The organism is Marinobacter profundi, from assembly GCF_002744715.1.
GTDB classification, from domain to species: domain Bacteria; phylum Pseudomonadota; class Gammaproteobacteria; order Pseudomonadales; family Oleiphilaceae; genus Marinobacter; species Marinobacter profundi.
Window position 1 is genome coordinate 315,354 of sequence record NZ_KZ319371.1, and the last position, 22,163, is coordinate 337,516.

Genomic DNA, 22,163 nt, shown 5'->3' on the forward strand with positions numbered 1-22,163 from the left:
CTCAGGTCCGGTACTCTGCGTTGATGGTGACGTAGTCGTGGGAGAAGTCACAGGTCCAGACCGTTTCGGCAACATCACCTCGCTTCAGATCGATGCGGATGGTGATTTCCTCCTGGTCCATCACCGCCTGGCCACGCTCCTCACTGTAATCCCCGGCCCGGCCGCCATCCCGCACCAGGCAAACGTTACCGAGCCAGATTTCCAGCGCCTCGAGGTCGAGGCCGGCGACCCCGGCGCGGCCAACGGCCGCAAGGATCCGCCCCCAGTTCGGGTCAGAGGCGAACAGCGCAGTTTTTACCAGAGGCGAGTGGGCCACGGTATAGGCCACATCGAGGGCTTCCTGCTGACTGGCTGCGGCCTCCACGGCAATGGTTACAAATTTGGTGGCACCCTCGCCGTCCCGCACGATGGCATGTGCCAGCTCCAGGTAGACATCGGCCAGTGCCGCTTTCAGTTCCGGCAGCAACGGACTGTCGACTCCGATCTCCTCGCCGGCCTGGCCGCTGGCAATCAGCATGCAGGCATCATTGGTGGAGGTGTCGCCATCAATGGTGATGCGGTTGAAGGACTTCTCCCCCAGCTCACTGGCCAGGGCCTGCAGCGCCTCGGGGGAGATCCGGGCATCGGTAGCAATGAAGCCGAGCATGGTCGCCATGTTGGGCCGGATCATTCCCGCGCCCTTGCTGATCCCGGAGATGGTAATCGAGTGACCGCCCAGGATCAGCTGGCGGCTGGCACCCTTGGGCCGGGTGTCGGTGGTCATGATGCCACTGGCTGCCTCGGCCCAGTGGCCCTCGGCAACATCTGCCACCGCTGCCGGCAGGGCTGCGACCAGCTTGGCCACCGGAAGCGGCTCGCCGATCACGCCGGTCGAGAACGGCAGCACCTGGTTGGGCTGGACGCCGGTAACGTCTGCCAGCGCCGCGCAACAGGCCAGGGCATCGGTCATACCGCGGGCACCGGTACCGGCATTGGCATTACCGGTATTGATCAGCAGATAGCGGGGACTTGCTTCCGTCAGGTGCTTGCGAGCCAGCGTCACGGGGGCTGCGCAGAACTGGTTCCTGGTAAAAATGCCCGCCACCCGGCTGCCCTCAGCCAGCTCCAGCACTACCAGGTCCTTGCGCCCCGGTTTCTTGATTCCGGCACTGGCAATGCCCAGCCGAACGCCCGCCACCGGAAAAAAGTCGGGTAATGTGCCCGGTCCTACCGCCATGGTATGTCTCCTCGTTGCAATCCGTCGCCGGCCTGTACCGGCATGTAAACGAAAAACCCGCAGCCTGGAAGCTCCAGGGTGCGGGTCGTCTGTTACTGCAGTCACTTACTGGCGGTCAGCTGACCTTACCGTGACACTGCTTGTATTTCTTGCCAGACCCGCAGGGACAAGGCTCGTTTCGCCCTACCTTACGCTCCTGCCGGACAAAGGTTTCCGGAGTCCCTTGCCCACCCTGCTGATCACCTTCATCGCCCTGGGCCGCGGTAGCACTGGTTTCATCGTGGCGCATACGGGCGGCTGCCAGCTCACGCTCAAGTTCGGCCTTGCGGCGACGCTCGACTTCTTCCATCTCTTCCTGGCTCTGCACCCGGACATGGCACAGCACACGGGTAATATCCCGTTTCATGGTGTCCAGCATGCTCTCGAACAGGTTAAACGCCTCGCGCTTGTATTCCTGCTTGGGATTTTTCTGGGCGTAACCGCGCAGGTGAATACCACGGCGCAGGTGGTCCATATTGGAAAGGTGCTCTTTCCACAGGGTATCCAGCACCTGCAGGAAAACCTGCTTCTCGAATTTGCGCATCGGCTCCGCACCAACCACCTCTTCCTTGGCGGCGTAGGCAGCAACAACCGCGTCGAGAATTTTCTGGCGCAGGTTTTCCTCGTACAGCTTGTTGTCTTCTTCCAGCCACTGCTGGACCGGCAACTCGATCGCCAGCTCGGACTGCAACTGCCCCTCAAGGCCGGCGACATCCCACTGCTCCGGCATGCTCTGGGGCGGAATGTATTCACTGATCAATCCATCCACCACGTCAGCACGGATGGTGCTGATCATGTCGGAGATGTCTTCGGAAGACATCACTTCATTGCGCTGTTCATAGATGACCGTACGCTGGTCATTGGCCACGTCATCGTATTCCAGCAGGGTCTTACGCATGTCGAAGTTGCGTCCTTCAACCTTGCGCTGGGATTTCTCGATGGCATTGGTCACCATCCGGTGCTCAATCGCCTCCCCCTTCTTCATGCCCATCGCCTGCATCAGGTTCTTCACTCGCTCCGGAGCAAAGATCCGCATCAGGTTGTCTTCCAGGGACAGGAAGAAACGGGAAGAGCCGGGGTCACCCTGGCGCCCGGCACGGCCGCGCAGCTGGTTGTCAATCCGCCGCGACTCGTGACGCTCAGTACCGATGATATGCAGGCCACCGGCCTCGAGCACCTGATTGTGGCGCTCGGTCCATTCCGCCTTGATGCGGCCAACCTCTTCCTCGGAAGGGTTGTCCATGGCTGCTACTTCGTACTCCCAGTTACCGCCGAGCACGATATCGGTACCGCGACCCGCCATGTTGGTAGCAATGGTTACCGCGCCCGGGCGACCCGCCTGGGCGATAATCTGGGCTTCGCTTTCGTGCTGCTTGGCGTTGAGGATCTTGTGGTCGATCCGGGCTTTCTTCAGCAGCATCGACAGCAGCTCTGAAGCCTCGATGGACGCCGTGCCCACCAGAATCGGGCGACCCTCTGCCTGCACATCCTTGATCTCGTCAATGATGGCGTGGAATTTCTCTTCCTGGGTGAGGTAGATCAGGTCGTTGTAATCAATCCGCTGGATCGGCTTGTTAGGCGGAATCACCACCACATCGAGACCATAGATCTGGCGGAATTCGAACGCTTCGGTATCCGCGGTTCCGGTCATGCCGGCAAGCTTGTCGTAAAGGCGGAAATAGTTCTGGAAGGTGGTCGACGCCAAGGTCTGGCTCTCGGCCTGGATCCGGACGCCCTCCTTCGCCTCGATGGCCTGGTGCAGCCCCTCGCTCCAGCGGCGGCCGGGCATGGTGCGGCCGGTGTGTTCATCAACAATGACGACCTGGTCACCCTGGACAATGTAATCCACGTCTTTCTGGAACAGGTGATGAGCCCGCAGGGCAGAGTGAACATGGTGCAACAAGCTCAGGTTGGTCGCCGAGTACAGGTTCTCGCCTTCCTGCAGCAGCCCGCCACTGAGCAACAGCTCTTCCACTTTCTCGTGGCCGGCCTCTGTCAGTTCTACCTGACGTGACTTCTCGTCGATAACGAAGTCGCCGGAGGTCTCTCCCTCCTCGCTCGTTTCGCCCCGCTCCAGGCTCGGTACCAGCGCGTTGATCGCCTGATACATCCTGGAGCTGTCTTCGGCAGCACCGGAAATAATCAGCGGCGTGCGGGCTTCGTCGATCAGGATCGAGTCAACCTCGTCCACGATGGCGTAATGCAGGCCACGCTGGACCTTGTCAGCCGTGCTGAATGCCATGTTGTCGCGGAGGTAGTCGAATCCGAATTCGTTGTTGGTACCGTAACTGATATCTGCCTGGTAGGCTGCGCGCTTCTCGTCCGGAGACTGGCCGGCGGTGATCACACCCACCTGCATACCGAGGAAGCGATACAGTTTGCCCATCCACTCGGCATCACGGCGGGCCAGGTAGTCGTTGACGGTGACCACGTGCACCCCCTTACCCGGCAGGGCATTGAGGTAAACTGCCGCAGTCGCCACCAGCGTCTTGCCTTCACCGGTTTTCATTTCCGCGATGCGGCCTTCGTGCAGGGTGATACCGCCAATCAGCTGGACATCATAATGACGCATGCCCATGACCCGACGACCAGCTTCACGCACGGTGGCAAAGGCCTCGGGTAACAGTTTATCGAGGCTTTCCCCTTCGTCCAGACGTCGACGGAATTCGGCGGTCTTGCCTTGCAGCTCCGAATCGGACAAATTGCCAAACTGCTCTTCAAGTTCATTGATGCGCATGACATCCTTGCGCATCCTCTTGATTTCTCTGGCGTTCTTACTGCCGAACATCTTCGTTGCAAGCTTCGTGAACATAGACCACTGCTTCTTTGATTAAACTTGGGAAGCCGGCATTCTAACCCTATTTCATGACAGTACAAAAGGCAGGGCGCACACAACGGGAATAAGGGCCGGCGGTTAAGAACATAAAAGCGAGCCGGAGCACGCGAAACGCGGCCCCGGCTCCGGAGACAAGATCAGCGACTGGCGCGCTGGATGTAGTGCTCCGGGTTCTGGCTCTTGCCATTACGGAGTACTTCGAAGTGGACGTGAGGGCCGGTGGAGCGGCCGGTACTGCCCATCAGCGCAACGACCTGGCCTTTCTGCACGACATCCCCCACCTTGACCTTGACAGCCTTGGCATGGGCGTAGCGGGTGACGAGGCCATCGCCGTGATCAATTTCCACCAGGTTACCGTAGCCGTAGCGCTCGTCCGCCCAGGTTACAACGCCCGCCGCTACCGCAATGATGTCGCTGCCTTCCTTGCCGGCGAGATCGACCCCGTCATGCCAGGTCCGGCGACCGTTGAAGGGGTCCGAGCGATAGCCATAGCGGGACGACAGCCAGCCCCAGGTGATCGGCCGACCGGCAACAAAACGGTCATCCTCGAGTTTCTTGCGGGAAATGAGACTGTCCAGCAGGCGCAATTGCTGTTCACGATCGGCAATCCGGGATTCCAGCTGGTCTATCATCTGGCTTAGCTGGGGCGTGGTGTAGGACTCACCCGGAATCGACTCTTCCGGCCCCCCCATGGCGGCAGGCTGGTCAAAATTGAATTCGTCGCTGGCAAGCAGACCGGATTCGACAAAGCGTTGGCCCATGGCATCCAGGCGCAGCAAACGGCCCTGCATCTCGCCCAGGCGCAGCGTCAATGCATCGACTTGCTGGCGAGCGTGCTCCCGCATGGTGTCGACGTCCTGTTGCTGGGCCGCAAGGCGGTCCTGCCATTCGGCAATCAGGGCCGGTGTCGGCGTGTCACTGACTTCCGCCTGCACACTGGCGACCCTGAAGCCGAGCCAGAAGGCCGCAACGACAACCGCTGCCGCTATCAGCACCAGCGCGGCAGCAACCAGAGAGTTCAGTGGCAGCGTCCGGGACTTCCCGTGATGCTTGCCAACCAGGATAATGTTCATATCGTTTTCTTGATTCATGACCGGGGCGCAACTTTTCCCTGTAGTCTTGCGCCTCGCTGAATTTGACTCAAACTGCCGGGCATCCTGGCCCAGATCACGGGAAATCCCCGACTACTCAATCATTGGCAGTGCTGACTACGTAAATTCCGGCGAGCATTCCATGGCAGCGACTACGCAGTTACCGAAAAATGCAGCTGCCCTGAAACGACACTCTTGCTATTGTTACCGGAGTGTAATACAGGTGCTGCAGTGAAATCGTGCCGAAGTGTAACCAATGGTTACCGTGTGCGTCGAGAAAAAGGGTTGTTGATGAAGAAAAAATCAGATCTCAAACTCACACCGGAGAGCGTACACCGGGCACCGGTGCTGCAGGATCTGCTGGCCCGGGCCCAGCACCACCAGCAGGCCGAGGCAGTTGTTTTGGCAGCCATTCCCGAAAGTCTGCGCGATGGCGTCCGTTTTGTTTGCTGCCAGGAAGGCGAACTGACGGTCAGCGCGGAGTCGGCGGTCATCGCCAGCCAATTGCGGTACCGTCAGCACGAGGTGATGGAAGCCGTCCGGCAGAACGACCTGTTCCGCTACATCTGGAAGCTGCGGGTAAAAGTGGCGCCTGCACGCTATAAGACCGCCCCGAAAACCCGAAGCCGGGTGCTCAGCAACGAAAATGCCCGGCTCCTCAAAGAGGAAGCCGGGCACACGAAGGATAAAAACTTACGCGAGGTTCTCGAAAAACTCGCAAGCCACGTCCGGACCTGAGGCTGTCCTGCCTTAAGCCTGGGCCGCGAGCACAGGTTTCATGTAGGAGATAGGAGCTGTCGCCTCGTCATCGAAGGTAACCACTTCCCATGCATCCTCTTCTGCCCTGAGCTTGCGCAGCAGCTTGTTGTTCAGGTCGTGACCGGATTTGATACCACGGAACTCACCGATCAGGCTGTTGCCCAGCAGGTAGAGATCACCGATGGCATCCAGAACCTTGTGCTTGACGAATTCGTCTTCGTAACGCAGACCGTCTTCGTTAAGGATCTTGTAGTCATCAACCACAATGGCGTTGTCGACACTGCCACCGAGCGCCAGGTTCATTGCGCGCAGTTTTTCGATATCACGCATGAAGCCGAAAGTCCGGGCACGACTGACTTCCTTCACAAACGACGTGCTGGAGAAGTCGACCGACGCGGTCTGCGCCCGACCTTTGAACACCGGGTGATCGAAGTCGATGCCAAAGCTCACCTTGAAGCCTTCAAAAGGCAGGAAGGTAGCTTTCTTGTCGCCTTCTTCAACCGTCACTTCACGCTTGATCCGAATAAACCGCTTGGCAGCGTCCTGCTCGGCGATTCCGGCAGACTGCAGCAGGAACACAAACGGTCCCGCGCTACCATCCATAATCGGAACTTCTGCCGCACTCAGTTCGACAAAGCAGTTATCAATTCCGAGACCAGCCATGGCTGACAGCAAATGCTCTACCGTCGCCACCCGGACGCCATCCTTTACCAGCGTCGTTGACAGCATGGTCTCACCCACGTTTTCCGCACAGGCACGAATCTCGACCACCGGGTCGAGGTCGGTACGGCGGAACACAATTCCCGAATCCACTGGTGCAGGCTTCAGGGTCAGATAAACCTTCTCACCCGAGTGCAAGCCAACACCGGTGGCACGGATGGTGTTTTTAAGCGTCCGTTGTCTGATCATCGGTACATATTTCCGTCACAAAAGTACGATAGTGTCGAGGCAAAAATCTGCCCGCAGCCTATCAGAAAATAAGACTGAATACCATTTAACCAATCCGTCTTTACCGGATCTTTACCCGGCAAAGGCCAGGCTGATAATCAGCGTGCAGTCCTGCGGCGAAAACCCGACGCCGCTGCGTATTGCAACAGATTATCAGTCAGCCTGGCGACGAAGGAATGCGGGAATATCGAGATAATCGACACCCTGCTCCTCACTGTCTTTGCTCTGGTCAATGGCGACATTACCATGAGCCACCGCACGGCGACGCAGCACTGCGGGCCGATCGAGCTGATGATAGTCAGTCTTGCCATCCAGGGTACGGCTGTTGTCCACCACCTTGGTGGGCTTCTCCCGGTCACCGCCCAGGCCGGTGGCAACCACAGTCACCTTCAGCTCGTCGGTCATCTCCGGATCAATGACAGTACCCACCACAACGGTCGCCGAGTCAGAAGCAAATTCGCGCACAATGTCGCCCACTTCGGAAAACTCGCCCAGGTTGAGGTCCATTCCGGCGGTAATATTGACCAGGATTCCCTTCGCACCCTGCAGGTTGACATCTTCCAGCAGCGGGCTGCGAACGGCGGCTTCTGCGGCCTCCCGGGCGCGGTTCTCGCCGGTGGCACGGGCCGTACCCATCATTGCCATGCCCATCTCGGACATGACGGTTTTTACGTCAGCGAAGTCAACGTTGATCATACCGTTACGGGTAATCAGGTCGGCAATGCCCTGAACTGCACCCAGCAAAACGTTGTTCGCGGCAGCAAAGGCATCCAGCAGGCTGGTTTTCTTGCCCATGACCGAAAGCAGTTTTTCGTTGGGGATGGTAATCAGGGAGTCAACGCTTTCTTCCAGTTCCTTGAGGCCATTTTCGGCCACACTCATCCGTTTGCCACCTTCAAAATTGAAAGGTTTTGTAACAACGGCCACGGTCAGGATACCCAGTTCACGTGCCACCTCGGCAACCACAGGGGCAGCACCGGTGCCGGTACCACCGCCCATACCGGCAGTGATGAATACCATGTCCGCGCCAGACAGGGCCTCGGCAATGCGGTCACGGTCTTCCAGGGCGGACTGGCGACCAACCTCCGGGTTGGCACCGGCACCCAGCCCCTTGGTGATGTTGCCACCGAGCTGGATGATCTGGCGGGCGTCCAGGTCGGTCAGTGCCTGGGCGTCGGTGTTGGCGCAGATAAACTCCACACCTTCGATGTCGCTGCTGAGCATATGCCGGACAGCGTTACCGCCGCCACCGCCTACACCAACAACCTTGATAACAGCGTTTTGCTGGACATTATCAACGAGTTCAAACATTCCCCTACTCCTTCGTGCTGTTTTTCAGCCTTCTCCAGACTGATTTTTTTCGAGATTGTGTTTTCGAGATACCTTCGTTTCCGGCCCTTGAGGGCCTCACAACCACCGGATACCGTCAGAAATGACCGGTAAACCAGCTTTTTATGCGCTCAGCCAGCGAGGGAGCATCCTCGCCCCTGAGCACCGGTCCCCGTCCCAGCTCCATCTGGCGGAAACCATGGATCAACAAGCCCACGCCGGTGGCGTAAATCGGGTTGTTGACCACTTCCGTCATCCCGGACACTTTTTGCGGACTCGCAAGCCGTACCGGCATGTGGAAGATTTCTTCGGCCAGCTCCACCACCCCTTCCATGGTGGACGAGCCGCCGGTGATCACGATGCCCGCCGGGACCAGGTCTTCAAAGCCCGAACGGCGTAATTCTGACTGCACCAGGGTGAACAACTCTTCGTAACGGGGTTCCACCACCTCTGCCAGCGCCTGCCTGGACAGATCCCGGGGGGCGCGATCGCCGACACTCGGCACCTTGATGGTTTCCTCCGCTCCGGCCAACTGAGTCAGGGCGCAGGCGTACTTGATCTTGATCTCCTCGGCATTCTGGGTCGGCGTCCGCAATGCCATGGCAATGTCATTGGTGACCTGGTCACCGGCGATGGGTATGACCGCGGTGTGACGGATTGCACCACCGGTAAACACCGCGATATCGGTGGTACCACCGCCAATGTCCACCACGCAGACCCCCAGCTCCTTCTCGTCCTCGGTGAGGATCGCGTGACTGGATGCCAGTTGCTCGAGGATGATGTCGTCCACCTCCAGACCGCAGCGGCGCACACACTTTTCAATGTTCTGCGCGGCATTGACCGCGCAGGTCACCAGGTGGACCTTGGCTTCCAGGCGAACACCGGACATGCCCATCGGCTCCTTGATGCCTTCCTGGTTATCAATAACAAACTCCTGGGGCAGGATGTGCAGCACCTTCTGGTCGGCCGGGATCGCTACCGCCTGTGCGGCATCGATCACCCGGTCGATATCCGCCTGGGTCACCTCCCGATCGCGGATCGCCACGATGCCATGGGAGTTCAGGCTCTTGATGTGACTGCCGGCAATCCCCGCATAAACCGAGTGAATCCGGCAACCCGCCATCAGCTCCGCTTCCTCCACGGCCCGCTGAATTGCCTGAACGGTGGTTTCAATATTCACCACCACGCCCCGCTTCAGGCCGCGGGAGGGGTGCGAACCGATACCGACAACCTCAATGGTTCCGTCCATCTTCCGCTTGCCTACAATCGCAACCACTTTGGAGGTTCCGATATCAAGGCCGACAATCATGTTTTCCGCTTCAACCGATGACATGCGTTTCACCAAACCTCAGGTTTGAAAATGGTTCTAGGATTTCGCCCCGGATGCCGGATCCAGGTTCTTCCACTGGACCGCCACACCATTGGTGTAACGGGCGTCCACTCGCCTGACCTCATCCGCTCGGACGGCCAGCCGGCCCTCGTACACGGTCAGGAAGCGCTCAAATCGTTCTTCGACCTGGTCGCGGCCAAGGGCAACTTCGATGCCATTGGCCAGCGTCAGGGTCCAGGCGCCGCGCTCTTCCAGAGTCAGCCCGGCAAAGCCGATTCCCCGCTCGGTCAGCGTTTCCGCGAAACTGCGGGCCATCCGGATAACTTCGCTGACCCGCTCATCCGGCCCGGACAGCAGCGGCAGCTTACCGGCCACGTCCCGGTTCGCCGGTGCGAACAGCTGGCCGGAGCGGCTGACCAGCTTGTCGTTGTTCCAGTAGGCCAGCGGCTTCTTCTCACGAATTTCGATCAGCAACCGGTCCGGCCAGACCCGCTTGACCGCGGCACTCTCCACCCAGGGCCGTTGCTCCAGGTCCGCTTTGACATCGGCCAGATCGGTGGCAAAGAAGCTCTTGCCCAACCAGTCACCGGCCTCGCGCTCAAGGGCGGTGCGGGTTTCGCCGACCAGTTGCCCGGCGACATCAATGGCCATAATCTTGCGGTCCATCGCCGCCAGGACCTGGCCCGTGCCCCAGGGCACCATGGCCGCCAGCAGGATAATGACGCCCCCGAGACCGACCTGCTGCCAGGGTACGGCAGCCAGCAACTGGCGCAGCGGGCCGAAGCTGCTGCCTTCCGGCCCGATCGACGTTGCTCCCCGGCGCCGGGGCGGCTCGGGCGGAACTGCCCGACTCCTTACCAGAACCCGATCAAGCATGACCGCTCTCCAGTGTGTCTTTCAGGATTCGTACCACCAACTCTTCGAAACTGATGCCAGCTGCCCGTGCGGCCATGGGCACCAGGCTGTGGTCGGTCATTCCGGGAACCGTATTGACCTCCAGCAGCCAGAAGCCGCCGTTCCGGTCCTGCATGATGTCCACCCGCCCCCAGGTGCGACAGCCCACCACCCGGAACGCATCCACCGCCAACTGCTGCAGCCTTTGCTCATCAGCCGCGGCCAGGCCGCAGGGAATCTGGTAGCGGGTGTCATCCGCCAGGTACTTGGCGTCGTAGTCGTAAAACACGTGATCGGTGCTCAGACCGATGGCCGGCAGTGCCCGGTCCTGCAGCACACTGACCGTGAACTCGGGACCTTCGATCCACTCTTCCACCAGTACCAGGGGATCATGGCTGCACGCATCTTCGTAGGCCTCCACCAGTTCGCCGCGGTTGCTGACCTTGCGAATGCCGATGCTGGAGCCTTCCCGGGATGGCTTGACACTCAGCGGTACCCGCAGCTCCGCCAGGATGTCATCGGCCTCGTCGATGGACGCCATGGTACGGAACTTGGGTGTCGGCAGGCCGCAACCGGCAAACACGTACTTGGTGCGCAGTTTGTCCATCGCCAGTGCCGAAGCCAGTACGTCACTGCCGGTATAAGGGATACCGGCTTGTGACAGGATCGCCTGCAAGGTGCCGTCCTCGCCGCCGCGGCCGTGCAGGGCAATGAACACCCGATCGAACTCCGGGTTTTCCACGGTTTTCAGCAAGCAACCCCGAACATCCACGGCAAAGGCGTCAACACCAGCGGCCAGCAGGGCCTCGAGCACGGCCTGGCCGCTTTTCAGGGAGACAGCACGCTCGGCAGAGTCGCCTCCCATGAACACCGCAACACGGCCGAAGGCCTTGCGGGTCGGCTCATCAATCCGGAATCCGTTGGCTGCGGTCGTCACTGCATTCATTTCACTCACCTGATATCACTCCGGCAGCGGCCAGACGCGCTGCAACACCGCCAATATCACCGGCGCCCTGGGTAATCAGCAGGTCGCCGTCCTGCAACACGTTGGCCAGCAGGCTTTCTATCTCGCTGTTGTCTTCCACGAACACCGGTTCGAGTTTGCCCCTCTGCCGGATGCTGCGGCACAGAGCCCGCCCATCCGCCCCGGGAATGGCCGGTTCCCCGGCAGAATACACCTCCATCAGCAGCAAGCCGTCCACGTCCGACAGCACTTTGACGAAGTCTTCGTAGAGGTCCCGGGTCCGGCTGTACCGGTGCGGCTGATACAGCATGACCAGACGACGGCCAGGATATGCGGCCCGGGCAGCGCGAATTACCGCGGCGACCTCGGTCGGGTGATGGCCGTAATCGTCCACCAGGGTGACCGTGCCCCGGGTTGTCTTATAGTCGCCATACACCTGGAAACGACGCCCCACTCCGCCGAAGCCCTGCAGGCCCCGACAGATGGCAGCATCATCAACACCCTCGTCCGTTGCCACGGCAATCGCCGCGAGGGCATTGAGCACATTGTGACGACCAGGCATCTTGAGCTCGACCTGAAGGTCTGAACGTCCTCCGGGGCGCCGCACCAGGAAGCGGGTTTTCAGGCCGTCAAAACAAATGTTGTCCGCCCGGTAGTCGGCGTCGGGGTTGTCGATGCCATAGGTGATAATCGCGCGGGAAATCCGCGGGATGATTTCACCCACATAATCATCATCCACACACATCACTGCGACCCCATAGAACGGCAGGTTGTGCAGAAACTCCACGAAGGTCTGCTTGAGCTTCTCGAGGTCCCCGCCATAGGTATCCATGTGGTCGGCTTCGATATTGGTCACCACCGAGATCACTGGCGTCAGGTGCAGGAATGACGCATCACTCTCATCCGCCTCGGCAACCAGGTAGCGTGAACCTCCCAGCTGGGCATTGGTGCCGGCACTGTTGAGCTTTCCGCCAATCACGAACGTGGGATCCAGCCCCGCTTCCCCGAGGATCGACGCAATCAGGCTGGTCGTGGTGGTTTTGCCATGGGTACCGGCAACGGCAATGCCGTGGCGGTAACGCATTATTTCCGCCAGCATCTCGGCCCGCGGCACAATCGGGATACGTCGACTGCGGGCCGCAGCCACTTCCGGGTTTTCGGCTGATACCGCAGACGACACCACAACCACGTCCGCGTTCGCACTGTTGTCTTCCCGGTGCCCGATAAACACGGTGACGCCCAGCGCCCTCAGACGATCGGTAACGGGGCTGTCCTTCAGATCCGATCCGGAGACATCGTAGCCCTGGTTCTTCAGCACCTCGGCGATACCACTCATGCCCGCGCCACCGATACCCACAAAGTGGATACTGCGGATGCGGCGCATTTCAGGCACCTGATACACCAGTGGCGGGTTGGTTGCTTCAGCCATTAGCGGCCTCCAGACAGTAATTCACGACTCTCTCCGTTGCATCAGGGCGGGCCAGCGAACGGGCTGACTGCGCCATATTCAGAATCCGGTCTCGATCGGCGCCGAGATCCCGCAGGGTCTCCGCCAGCAGTTCCGGGGTCAGGCGGCTTTGCGGGACCAGGATGGCGCCTCCGGCGGTCACCATCTGCTGACCGTTACGGGTCTGGTGATCGTCCACCGCATGGGGAAATGGCACCAGAATCGCCGCCACGCCCGCAACGCACAGTTCCGACACCGTCAGCGCACCCGCACGGCAGACCACCAGGTCCGCCCAGCGGTAGGCGTCCGCCATATCCTTGATGAACGGCTCGACACTGGCCTCGACACCGGCATCAGCATAGGCTTTCCGGGCAGCTGTCAGATTTTTCTCACCACACTGGTGGCGCACCTGCGGGCGGTCCGCGTCCGGCAGCAGGGCCAGAGCCCGGGGAACGCACTCATTAATGGCCCGGGCGCCAAGGCTACCGCCAACCACCAGCACGTTCAGCGGCCCGCTGCGCCCCGCCAACCGCTGTTCCGGTGCGGTGACTGCCGCCAGATCCTGACGTACCGGATTCCCGGTACAGCGGGTAACTACTCCGGCGCCAAAACTCTGCGGAAACGCCTCCAGAACAGTCTTGGCAAACCGGGCCAGAATCCGGTTGGTCATACCGGCAATGGCATTCTGCTCGTGAATCACCAGGGGGGTGCGGGTCAGCCAGGCGGCCATGCCACCGGGACCGGTCACAAAACCGCCCATACCCACCACGCAATCCGGCCGCACCTTGCGAACCACCGCAATCGCCTCACTCAGTGCCCGCACCAGCCGGAAGGGTGCCATCAACAGGGCAAGCGTGCCCTTGCCGCGAAGTCCGGAAATGTGGATCAGCGACAACGGAATTCCGGTATCGGCAATCAACCGCTCTTCCATGCCACCCCGGGACCCCAGCCAGAACACCTGATGGCCGCGTTCTTCAAGCATCCGGGCCGTGGCGAGTGCCGGGAAGACATGTCCCCCGGTGCCGCCAGCCATGATCAGGAAGCGCTTGTTACTCATAGACGGCACCTCCCCTGACCGGCCTGGCTACGTTTTCCCCATCACCGGGCGCATTGCTCAAGCTGTCGAGGCGCTCCATTTCCACCCGAGCCAGTACGCCGATACAGACACAGGTCACCATCAGGCTGGAGCCGCCGTAGCTCATCAGCGGCAAAGTCAGGCCCTTGGTCGGCAGCAGACCGGTATTGACCGCGATGTTGATACTGGCCTGCAGGCCGATCAGCAACGTAATGCCATAGGAGAAGCAAGCGGCGAATGGCATGTTGGCCTTTTCGGCACCCCGGGCGATGGACAGGCCGGCAAACACCAGTACAACGAACAGCACCAGCACCGCCAGCGAGCCGACCAGCCCGAACTCCTCTGCCACAATCGCAAAGATGAAATCGGTATGGGCCTCCGGCAGGTAAAACAGTTTCTGCACCGAGTTACCGAGGCCAACGCCGGCCCAGTCACCGCGACCGAACGCGATCAGTGACTGGGTAAGCTGGTAGCCGGTATCAAACTGGTCCTTCCAGGGGTCCAGGTAACTCACCACGCGCTTGAGGCGGTAGGGCTGGGTGACAACCAGGATCACCCCCATCACCACGCAGAAGCTGATCAGCGGCAGGAAACGGGTAAGCCGCACGCCACTGAGAAAAATCATGCCCAGGGCGGCGGTCATCAGCACCACGGTGGCGCCGAAATCCGGCTCGATAACCAGCAGGACCGAGGCAACCGTCAACACGCCGACCGGCTTGATAAAACCGACCCAGGTTGACAGCAGCTCGTCGCGGCGGCGCACCAGGTAACCGGCCAGATAGGCAATCAGGCAAAGTTTTGCGATTTCCGACACCTGCACGTTGAACAGGCCGAACGGAATCCAGCGGGTCGATCCGTTCACGGTCATGCCGAGAGGCGTCAGCACCAGCACCAGCACCAGCATGCCAAACCCCAGGAGCAACCAGCCGCTCCGCTCCCACCAGGCAATGGGGATATTGGCCGCGATCAGCGCGAGTACACAGCCGAGCGTGGCAAAGATCAGCTGCCGGATCACGTAGTGGTAACTGTTGCCCAGGGTTTCCGCCGCCATGTCCATGGAAGCGGACGAAATCATGATGACCCCGAACACCATCAGGGCGGCGGCACTCAGGATGAGCCATGGCAACGGGCGACGTGCCTGTTCGACAGTACCGGAGCCGAGCAACAGGTTTGCCTTCATCCCAGCCCCTCCACCAGGTTGCGGAACTGGTCACCCCGGTCCAGGTAATCCCGGAACATGTCGAAACTGGCGCAAGCCGGTGACAGCAGCACCCGGTCCCCCGCGCGGGCCAGGCCCGCTGCCGTCCTGACGGCTTCCACCATGGAGCCGGCAAATTCGACCGCTACCCTGTCACCGACAACGCCGGCGATGGTCGGCCCGTCACGTCCAATCAGTACCAAAGCACGACAGTGGTGGGCAACCGGCTCCGCGAGCGGAGTGAAATCGGCGCCTTTGCCGTCACCACCGGCAATCAGCACGATCCGTCCCTGATCGGTGGCCAGGCTCTCCAGTGCCGCCACGGTGGCACCGACATTGGTGCCCTTGGAGTCGTTGATGTACTCGACGCCGTTTACCCGGCGCACCAGCTCGCAGCGATGGGGCAACCCCGGGAAGTTCCGCGCCACTTCCAGCATGGCGTCCATCGGGAGCCCGGCGGCATAGCCCAGCGCGAGCGCGGCCATTACATTGCTGATGTTGTGGCGACCAATCAGCTGCAATTCCCCGGCACGGATCAGGTTATCGAAGCCGAAGGTTATCCAGGTGCCGTTATCATCGTCGCGGGTGCTGAAGGTGTCCGGATTGACCCGGTGAAATCCGAAACACAGGAAGCGCAGGTTGTCCCGCTTCATCGGGGTACTGAGAGCATCATCGAGATTGACGATGGCATTCTGGCATCCCCGGAAAATACGCTGTTTGGCCTGGAAATAATCCATCTTGCTGTCGTAACGGTCCATATGGTCGTCACTGACATTCAGCACGGTGGCGGCCAGAGCTCCCAGCTCTTCCGTAGTTTCCAGCTGGAAGCTCGACAGTTCGAGTACATACAGCTCCGCTCCCCGACCGAGCAACTCCAGCGCCGGGGTACCGATGTTGCCGCCGACAGCGACCTTGCGACCAGCCGCCGCGGCCATTTCACCCACCAGAGTGGTTACCGTGGTTTTACCGTTGGAGCCGGTAATCGCGATAATTGGTGCATCGGCGGCCTCGGCAAACAGGTCGATATCACCACGAATCCTTGCCCCCCGGGCCGCTGCCGCCTGAATGGCCGGCTCGGCGATGGCGATTCCCGGGCTAACTACCAGCTCATTGAAGCCGGCGAACAGCGCGGGATCGAAATCTCCCAGGTAAACCGGCACATCCGGCCAGCCTGCCCTCAGGGTATCGAGGCCTGGCGGATTGTGGCGACTGTCTGCGACCGCAACGTCACGGCCCAGCGCGCACAGATAACGCACGCAGGAAAGCCCGGTCTTGCCGAGCCCTACTACCAGTGTGCGACGATCTGATGCGATAACACTCATGACGCTGCCTTGCTCTCTAGCGAATTTTCAACGTAGCCAGCCCGATAAGGACCAGCACAACCGTAACAACCCAGAACCGGACGATAACCCGGGGCTCCGGCCAGCCTTTCAGCTCAAAATGATGGTGCAGTGGCGCCATCCGGAAAATCCGCCGCCCGGTCAGCCGGTACGAGGCCACCTGCAGGATGACCGAGATGGTTTCCATGACGAACACACCGCCCATGATAAAGAGCACGATTTCCTGTCTGACAATCACCGCAACCACACCCAACGCCGCTCCGAGCGCCAGCGCGCCCACGTCGCCCATGAAAACTTGGGCCGGATAGGTGTTGAACCACAGGAAGCCGAGTCCGGCACCAACCACGGCGCAGCAAAACACAATCAATTCACCGGTTCCCGGTAGCTGGGGAATCAGCAGATAATTGGCAAACTGGGCATGGCCCGATGCATAGGCAAAGATCCCCAGTGCGCCCGCGACCATAACGGTGGGCATGATAGCCAGGCCATCCAGCCCATCGGTCAGGTTGACCGCGTTGCTGCTCCCCACAATCACGAAATAGCTCAGCAGGATGAACAGGACCGGCCCCAGAGCCAGCGAAACGTTCTTGAAGAACGGGACAAACAACGAAGTTTCCTGGGGCATCGAGGAACTGTAGAAAAGTGCAATCGCCGCCCCGGCACCAATCAATGACTGCCAGAAATACTTCCAGCGGGCGGGCAGGCCGCGGGGGTTACGCTCCACCACCTTGCGATAGTCATCCACCCAGCCAACCGCACCGAACAGCAGGGTGACCAGCAGGGTAATCCAGACATAGCGGTTGCCGAGATCTGCCCACAACAGGGTGCTCACAGCAATCGCCACGAGAATGAGCGCGCCCCCCATGGTGGGCGTACCGGCCTTGCTGAGGTGAGTCTGCGGACCATCGTCACGTACCGCCTGACCGATCTGGTACTGGCTGAGCTTGCGGATCATCACCGGACCGATCACCAGCGAAATCACCAGCGCGGTCAGCACCCCCAGAATGCCCCGCACGGTGAGGTACTGGAATACCGTCAACGAGGGGAAGTAGGTTGCAAGAAGCTCAGTCAGCCAGAGCAGCATCAGTTATTCACCTTTTGTGTTATTCCCTCCACCACGCGATCCATGGCGGAACTGCGAGAACCCTTGACCAGCACCACGACCGGCCCCGACAACCCTTTCATCAGCCGCTCAACGGCCTCATCATGACCGGCACAGGCTTGCGCCTGGGCTCCAAACCCTTCTGCATACCCCTCGCAACCCGGTCCCACCGTCAGCAGCCGGTCAACGCCGAGGTCGCGGGCAACCTGCCCAACGTCCCGGTGCAACTCAAGGGACTTCGGCCCCAACTCCGCCATGGCACCCAAAACGGCAATGCGCTCACCCGGCTGTCGCGCCAGAGTGGCCAGCGCCGCTTTCATCGAGGCGGGATTAGCGTTGTAACTGTCATCAATCACGGTCAGTTCGGGACCCAGCGCAAGGAACTGCAGCCGCCCCTTGACCGACGCGAGGCCCTCAAGCCCCTCCTTCACGGCGCGATCACTGGCACCCAGGCCACGGCTCGCCGCTACCGCCAGCAAGGCATTGGTCACGTTGTGCGCCCCTTTCAGGGCAAGACCGATGTCGGCAGACCAACCGTTCGGCCCATTGATCCTGAAGCGCTGCTCGTCAGGACCGGAGGTAATCACCTCGGCACGATAGTCCGCGTCACTGCCGCTATCGGTGCTGACACTGACCACGTGGCGGGTTCCGGCTCGTTGCAGCCACTGCAAATACGCCGGGTCATCCCGGTTAAGCACGACCAGGCCGGTGGCCGGCACCCCGTCAATTATCTCCCCCTTGGCCTGCACGATATTCTCGTAGCTGCCAAAACCTTCGAGGTGCGCTTCTCCGGCATTGGTAATGATCGCCACATCCGGTCGGGTCATGGCCACGGTGTACGCGATCTCGCCAAGGCCACTGGCCCCCATTTCAATGACGGCGTAGCGGTGCTTCGGCCCGACCCCGAACAACGTCAGCGGCACTCCGATGTGGTTGTTCAGGTTGCCGCGGGTTGCCAGGGTTTCACCGTCCCGGGACAGGATGGCCGCGGTCATCTCCTTGACGGTGGTCTTGCCACTGCTGCCGGTAATGGCGACAAAACCGGCCCGGCTTTCATCCCGGTTGGCGGCCGCCAGCCGGCCCAGAGCGACCAGGGTATCTGCGACCAGGATCTGGGGCAGGTCCACCGTGCTGTCAACGGTATCCACTACCGCACCCGCAGCCCCCGCCGCCGCTGCCTGGGCAAGAAAACGATGGCCGTCAAAATTATCGCCCTTGAGCGCAACAAACAGCTGCCCCGGGCCGATCGCCCGGGTGTCGGTGCTCACCCCGGTATAGCATGCGTCCAGCTCCGGCGCCGGCACGTCCAGCACCCGGGCCGCGTCGGCCAGAGAGAAAGCCCGCATCATGCCACACCGCCATTCAGGGACAGCACACCGCGGACCTGCTCGGCATCGCTGAACGGCGTACGCTGGCCGCCGGATTCCTGCCAGGCTTCGTGCCCTTTGCCGGCAATCAGCACCACATCACCGGCCGCAGCAAGACTCACCGCAGTGCGAATGGCTTCGGCACGGTCATGGATGACACGTACCGCTGCCGGCCTTTCAAACCCGGCCAGGATCTCGTCCGCGATGACGGCAGGATCCTCGCTGCGGGGATTGTCATCGGTGACAATCACCAGGTCAGCACCTTTTTCCGCTTCCCTCGCCATCTCCGGACGCTTGCCGCGATCCCGGTCACCGCCACAGCCGAACACACAGATCAGACGGCCGGAAGTGTGAGGGCGCAAGGCCGCCAGTGCATTGGCCAGGGCGTCTGCGGTATGGGCATAGTCCACCACGACCTGGGCACCACTGGCGCCCGAATAGGTTTCAAGCCGGCCAGGAGGCGGCGACAACCGGGCCACTGCCGTACGCACACGCTCGACCGGCACGCCAAGGCTCAGTACCGCACCCATTGCCGCCAGCAGGTTGCTGACATTGAAGCTGCCGAGCAGTGGCGCGGATATCGCAAAACTTCCCCATGCACCGTCAATTGTGGCGTCAAAGCCGAGGGCCGACGGCTCATAGTTCGTCAGCCACAGTTCAGTCTGCGACTCATGCAGGCTGTAACGCACCAGATCGCACTGACCCTGCAACTGTTCCGCCAGCTGACGGCCGAACGGGTCGTCGAAGTTGAGGACGGCAAAGTGCAGCTCCTCCCGCTCGAACAGGCGGGCCTTGGCGGCGCCGTACGCTTCCATCGACCCGTGGTAATCGAGATGATCCCGGGTCAGGTTGGTAAACACCGCCCCGGTCATCAGCAGACCATCTGTCCGGCCCTGATCGAGCGCATGGGAAGAAACTTCCATGGCCGCCGCGCGACCGCCCTGGGCCTGGACCTGGGCCAGCACCCGATTAACCTGCACCACATCCGGAGTGGTGTGGGTGGCCGGCTGCAAACCGCCAGGCATGCCGTAGCCAATAGTGCCAATGACGCCGCAGGGCGTTCCGGTTTCCTGCAGCAGCTGGGCAATATACTGGGTAACCGACGTTTTGCCGTTGGTCCCGGTGACACCAATCAGCCGCAGGCGCTGCGACGGGTGCTCGAAAAAGCGCGCAGCAATGCGGCCGAGCCGACCACGCAGGTCCGGCACCGGCACGATAAGGGCGCCATGTCGCTCACTGCACTGAGCCATCTCCGCTGCCTCCAGGAGGACTACGGTTGCGCCGCGCCTGATCGCCTCATCCACATAGTGGTCGGCCGATGTCGTCGCGCCGGCCATTGCCACGAAGGCGTCCCCGGCACGGACTTCACGGCTGTCCGTTCGCAATCCGTGGATGGTCACATCGAAGACGGAAGGCACCGCCACAATGCCCTGTAACAGCGTACTGAGTGATGCGATAGACATAGTCCTAACCTCGCTCACCGGTTGTTGCCGGACCACTCGACACTTTGCCGAGTTCCAGTTCAGGCTTTACATTCAGCAGCCGCAGGGCATCACTCATCACGCGGGCAAATACCGGAGCGGCAACTTCGCCACCGTAGTATTCACCGGACTGAGGCGCATCCACGGCCACTACCGTTACAATCCTTGGGTTATCAATAGGTGCCATACCGGCAAAAATCGCTTTGTACTCACTGTCCTGGTAGCCGCTGCGGCCGACCAGGTGCACAGTTCCGGTTTTGCCACCCGCCGAGTAAAAGCCCGGTCTGGCCCGCTTGCCAGTTCCGTTTTCAACCACTTCCCGAAGCATTTCCCGCACCTGATAACTGACTTTTTCGGACAACACCCGCTCCCCGGCAGGCGGGGCATCCTGGCGCAACAGGCTGACCGGGTAACGGATACCACCGTTGGCGATGACCATGTAAGCCTGGGCCAGCTGCAAGGCGTTCACGCTCAACCCGTAACCGTAAGACAAAGTGGCTTCTTCCACCGGCCGCCAGCGCGGCGGCGATGGCAGGACACCCACGGCTTCACCCGGAAAACCAATACCCGTTGCCTGACCAAGGCCAACCCGGTAATACAGATCCCGGATCAGGTCACCACCCAGCTCATTGGCGATATCACTCATGCCGACGTTGCTGGATTTGGCAATGATATCGGTCATCGTCAGCACACCGTGATTACGGGTGTCACGGATAGTAAAACGACCAAAGCGCCGGTACCCCGGCGCTGTATCAATGGTGCTCTCAAGCCTGAACTTTCCCGATTCCAGTGCCGCGGCCATGGCAACCGGTTTCATGGTTGACCCGGGCTCGAACAGATCGGTTATGGCCTTGTTCCGCAGCCGGTCCGAGCTGAGCTGGCGGCGGTCATTGGGGTTATAGGACCCCTGGTTGACCATCGCGAGCACTTCGCCCGTGTCCACATCAAGCATCACCAGGGTACCGCCGCGTGCATTATGGGCACTGACCACCGCCTTCAACTCGCGGTATGCGAGATATTGGAGCCGCAGATCAATACTCAGAGCCAGATTGCGGCCCGGACTGGCATCGCGAATCAGCGTCAGATCCTTGATGACCCGACCACGATTGTCCTTGAGCACCCGCTTGCTGCCGGTCTCGCCGCTGAGCCACTCGTTGTAGGAAAGCTCGATACCCTCCTGGCCCGCTTCGTCGATGTCGGTGAAGCCAACCACATGGGCGGTCACCTCACCCGCGGGATAATACCTGCGGTATTCCCGACGGCTGTATATGCCGGGAATATCAAGTGCCAGGACTTCCCGGGCCAGGCTCGGCTGGATCTTGCGCCGGAGGAAAATAAACTCGCGCGCGGCATACTGGCGCAAGCGCTCACGAAGCGTTGCCTCATTAAAGCCCAGCAGCCGAGCTGCATTGGTCAGTCGCGGGTCTTCGGGATCCATCTCGGACGGGTTGGCCCAGACCGTCTGGACCGGCGTACTTACGGCCAGCGATTCGCCGTGGCGATCCGTGAGCATGCCGCGGTGAGCGTCAATGGTTTCAACGCGGATGGTGCGGACATCGCCCTGTTCACGCAGGAACTCCTGATCAATGACATGGAGATCCACCAACCGCCACGCCAACACCCCCGTAACCAGCAGAAACACACCCAGCACAGAGCCGAACCGCCAGGCCTTAAGCCCGGCAGCGATCCGCTGCAACCCTGACTGCTTCTGTCCCTGACCCGGCAATTTAGCCACCTGTTACGGATT

At 60.8% G+C, this 22,163-nt stretch carries 17 protein-coding genes; 1 reads left to right on the forward strand and 16 read right to left on the reverse strand.

Annotation, left to right across the window (positions count from 1 at the left end; all coding sequences use genetic code 11):
• Nucleotide 1 precedes the first annotated feature (1 nt).
• From argJ to CLH61_RS11810, 3 genes are all read right to left on the reverse strand, one after another.
• Nucleotides 2-1,216 (reverse strand): bifunctional glutamate N-acetyltransferase/amino-acid acetyltransferase ArgJ, encoded by a 1,215-nt coding sequence (gene argJ / locus CLH61_RS11800; protein WP_099614929.1) that lies wholly within the window; start codon nt 1,214-1,216, stop codon nt 2-4.
• Nucleotides 1,217-1,331: 115 nt separating this feature from the next.
• Nucleotides 1,332-4,067, reverse strand: a complete 2,736-nt coding sequence (gene secA, locus CLH61_RS11805) for a preprotein translocase subunit SecA (protein ID WP_099614930.1) — start codon at nt 4,065-4,067, stop codon at nt 1,332-1,334.
• Between the two features lie 161 nt (nt 4,068-4,228).
• Nucleotides 4,229-5,164, reverse strand: coding sequence for a M23 family metallopeptidase (locus tag CLH61_RS11810; RefSeq protein ID WP_228152625.1), 936 nt, complete (start codon nt 5,162-5,164; stop codon nt 4,229-4,231).
• A gap of 309 nt (nt 5,165-5,473) precedes the next feature.
• On the opposite strand from CLH61_RS11810, the gene CLH61_RS11815 reads away from it, so the two are divergent.
• A complete protein-coding gene (locus CLH61_RS11815) occupies nt 5,474-5,920 on the forward strand; it encodes a DciA family protein (protein ID WP_099614932.1) in 447 nt (148 codons plus the stop codon).
• 12 nt (nt 5,921-5,932) lie between these two features.
• Here CLH61_RS11815 and lpxC read toward each other — a convergent pair whose 3' ends face one another.
• The 13 genes from lpxC to CLH61_RS11880 form a co-directional block, all read right to left on the reverse strand.
• A complete protein-coding gene (gene lpxC / locus CLH61_RS11820; protein WP_099614933.1) occupies nt 5,933-6,850 on the reverse strand; it encodes a UDP-3-O-acyl-N-acetylglucosamine deacetylase in 918 nt (305 codons plus the stop codon).
• A gap of 192 nt (nt 6,851-7,042) precedes the next feature.
• On the reverse strand, nt 7,043-8,200 hold the full coding sequence (gene ftsZ, locus CLH61_RS11825; protein WP_099614934.1) for a cell division protein FtsZ: 1,158 nt from the start codon (nt 8,198-8,200) through the stop codon (nt 7,043-7,045).
• A gap of 115 nt (nt 8,201-8,315) precedes the next feature.
• Nucleotides 8,316-9,551, reverse strand: a complete 1,236-nt coding sequence (gene ftsA, locus CLH61_RS11830; protein ID WP_099614935.1) for a cell division protein FtsA — start codon at nt 9,549-9,551, stop codon at nt 8,316-8,318.
• A gap of 33 nt (nt 9,552-9,584) precedes the next feature.
• Nucleotides 9,585-10,424: a cell division protein FtsQ/DivIB gene (locus CLH61_RS11835; protein WP_099614936.1), complete on the reverse strand. Its 840-nt coding sequence runs from the start codon at nt 10,422-10,424 to the stop codon at nt 9,585-9,587.
• Nucleotides 10,417-11,388: a D-alanine--D-alanine ligase gene (locus tag CLH61_RS11840; protein WP_099614937.1), complete on the reverse strand. Its 972-nt coding sequence runs from the start codon at nt 11,386-11,388 to the stop codon at nt 10,417-10,419. Before CLH61_RS11840 ends, CLH61_RS11835 begins: the two co-directional genes overlap by 8 nt.
• A 1-nt stretch (nt 11,389) precedes the next feature.
• A complete protein-coding gene (murC, locus tag CLH61_RS11845; protein ID WP_099614938.1) occupies nt 11,390-12,835 on the reverse strand; it encodes a UDP-N-acetylmuramate--L-alanine ligase in 1,446 nt (481 codons plus the stop codon).
• Entirely contained in the window at nt 12,828-13,910 is a 1,083-nt protein-coding gene (gene murG, locus CLH61_RS11850; protein ID WP_099614939.1) for an undecaprenyldiphospho-muramoylpentapeptide beta-N-acetylglucosaminyltransferase, read from the reverse strand. The genes murC and murG overlap by 8 nt, the downstream gene beginning before the upstream one ends.
• Entirely contained in the window at nt 13,903-15,108 is a 1,206-nt protein-coding gene (ftsW, locus tag CLH61_RS11855) for a putative lipid II flippase FtsW (RefSeq protein WP_099614940.1), read from the reverse strand. Before ftsW ends, murG begins: the two co-directional genes overlap by 8 nt.
• Entirely contained in the window at nt 15,105-16,448 is a 1,344-nt protein-coding gene (murD, locus tag CLH61_RS11860) for a UDP-N-acetylmuramoyl-L-alanine--D-glutamate ligase (protein ID WP_099614941.1), read from the reverse strand. Before murD ends, ftsW begins: the two co-directional genes overlap by 4 nt.
• A gap of 16 nt (nt 16,449-16,464) precedes the next feature.
• The gene (gene mraY, locus CLH61_RS11865; protein ID WP_099614942.1) at nt 16,465-17,550 is read right to left on the reverse strand and encodes a phospho-N-acetylmuramoyl-pentapeptide-transferase; all 1,086 of its coding nucleotides are present in this window, start codon (nt 17,548-17,550) and stop codon (nt 16,465-16,467) included.
• Nucleotides 17,550-18,917 carry a UDP-N-acetylmuramoyl-tripeptide--D-alanyl-D-alanine ligase gene (locus CLH61_RS11870; protein ID WP_099614943.1) on the reverse strand — a complete coding sequence of 456 codons (1,368 nt, stop codon included), beginning with the start codon at nt 18,915-18,917 and terminating at the stop codon, nt 17,550-17,552. Before CLH61_RS11870 ends, mraY begins: the two co-directional genes overlap by 1 nt.
• The gene (locus CLH61_RS11875; RefSeq protein ID WP_099614944.1) at nt 18,914-20,398 is read right to left on the reverse strand and encodes a UDP-N-acetylmuramoyl-L-alanyl-D-glutamate--2,6-diaminopimelate ligase; all 1,485 of its coding nucleotides are present in this window, start codon (nt 20,396-20,398) and stop codon (nt 18,914-18,916) included. The genes CLH61_RS11870 and CLH61_RS11875 overlap by 4 nt, the downstream gene beginning before the upstream one ends.
• Nucleotides 20,399-20,402: 4 nt before the next feature.
• A complete protein-coding gene (locus CLH61_RS11880) occupies nt 20,403-22,142 on the reverse strand; it encodes a peptidoglycan D,D-transpeptidase FtsI family protein (RefSeq protein WP_099614945.1) in 1,740 nt (579 codons plus the stop codon).
• Between the last annotated feature and the right edge of the window lie 21 nt (nt 22,143-22,163).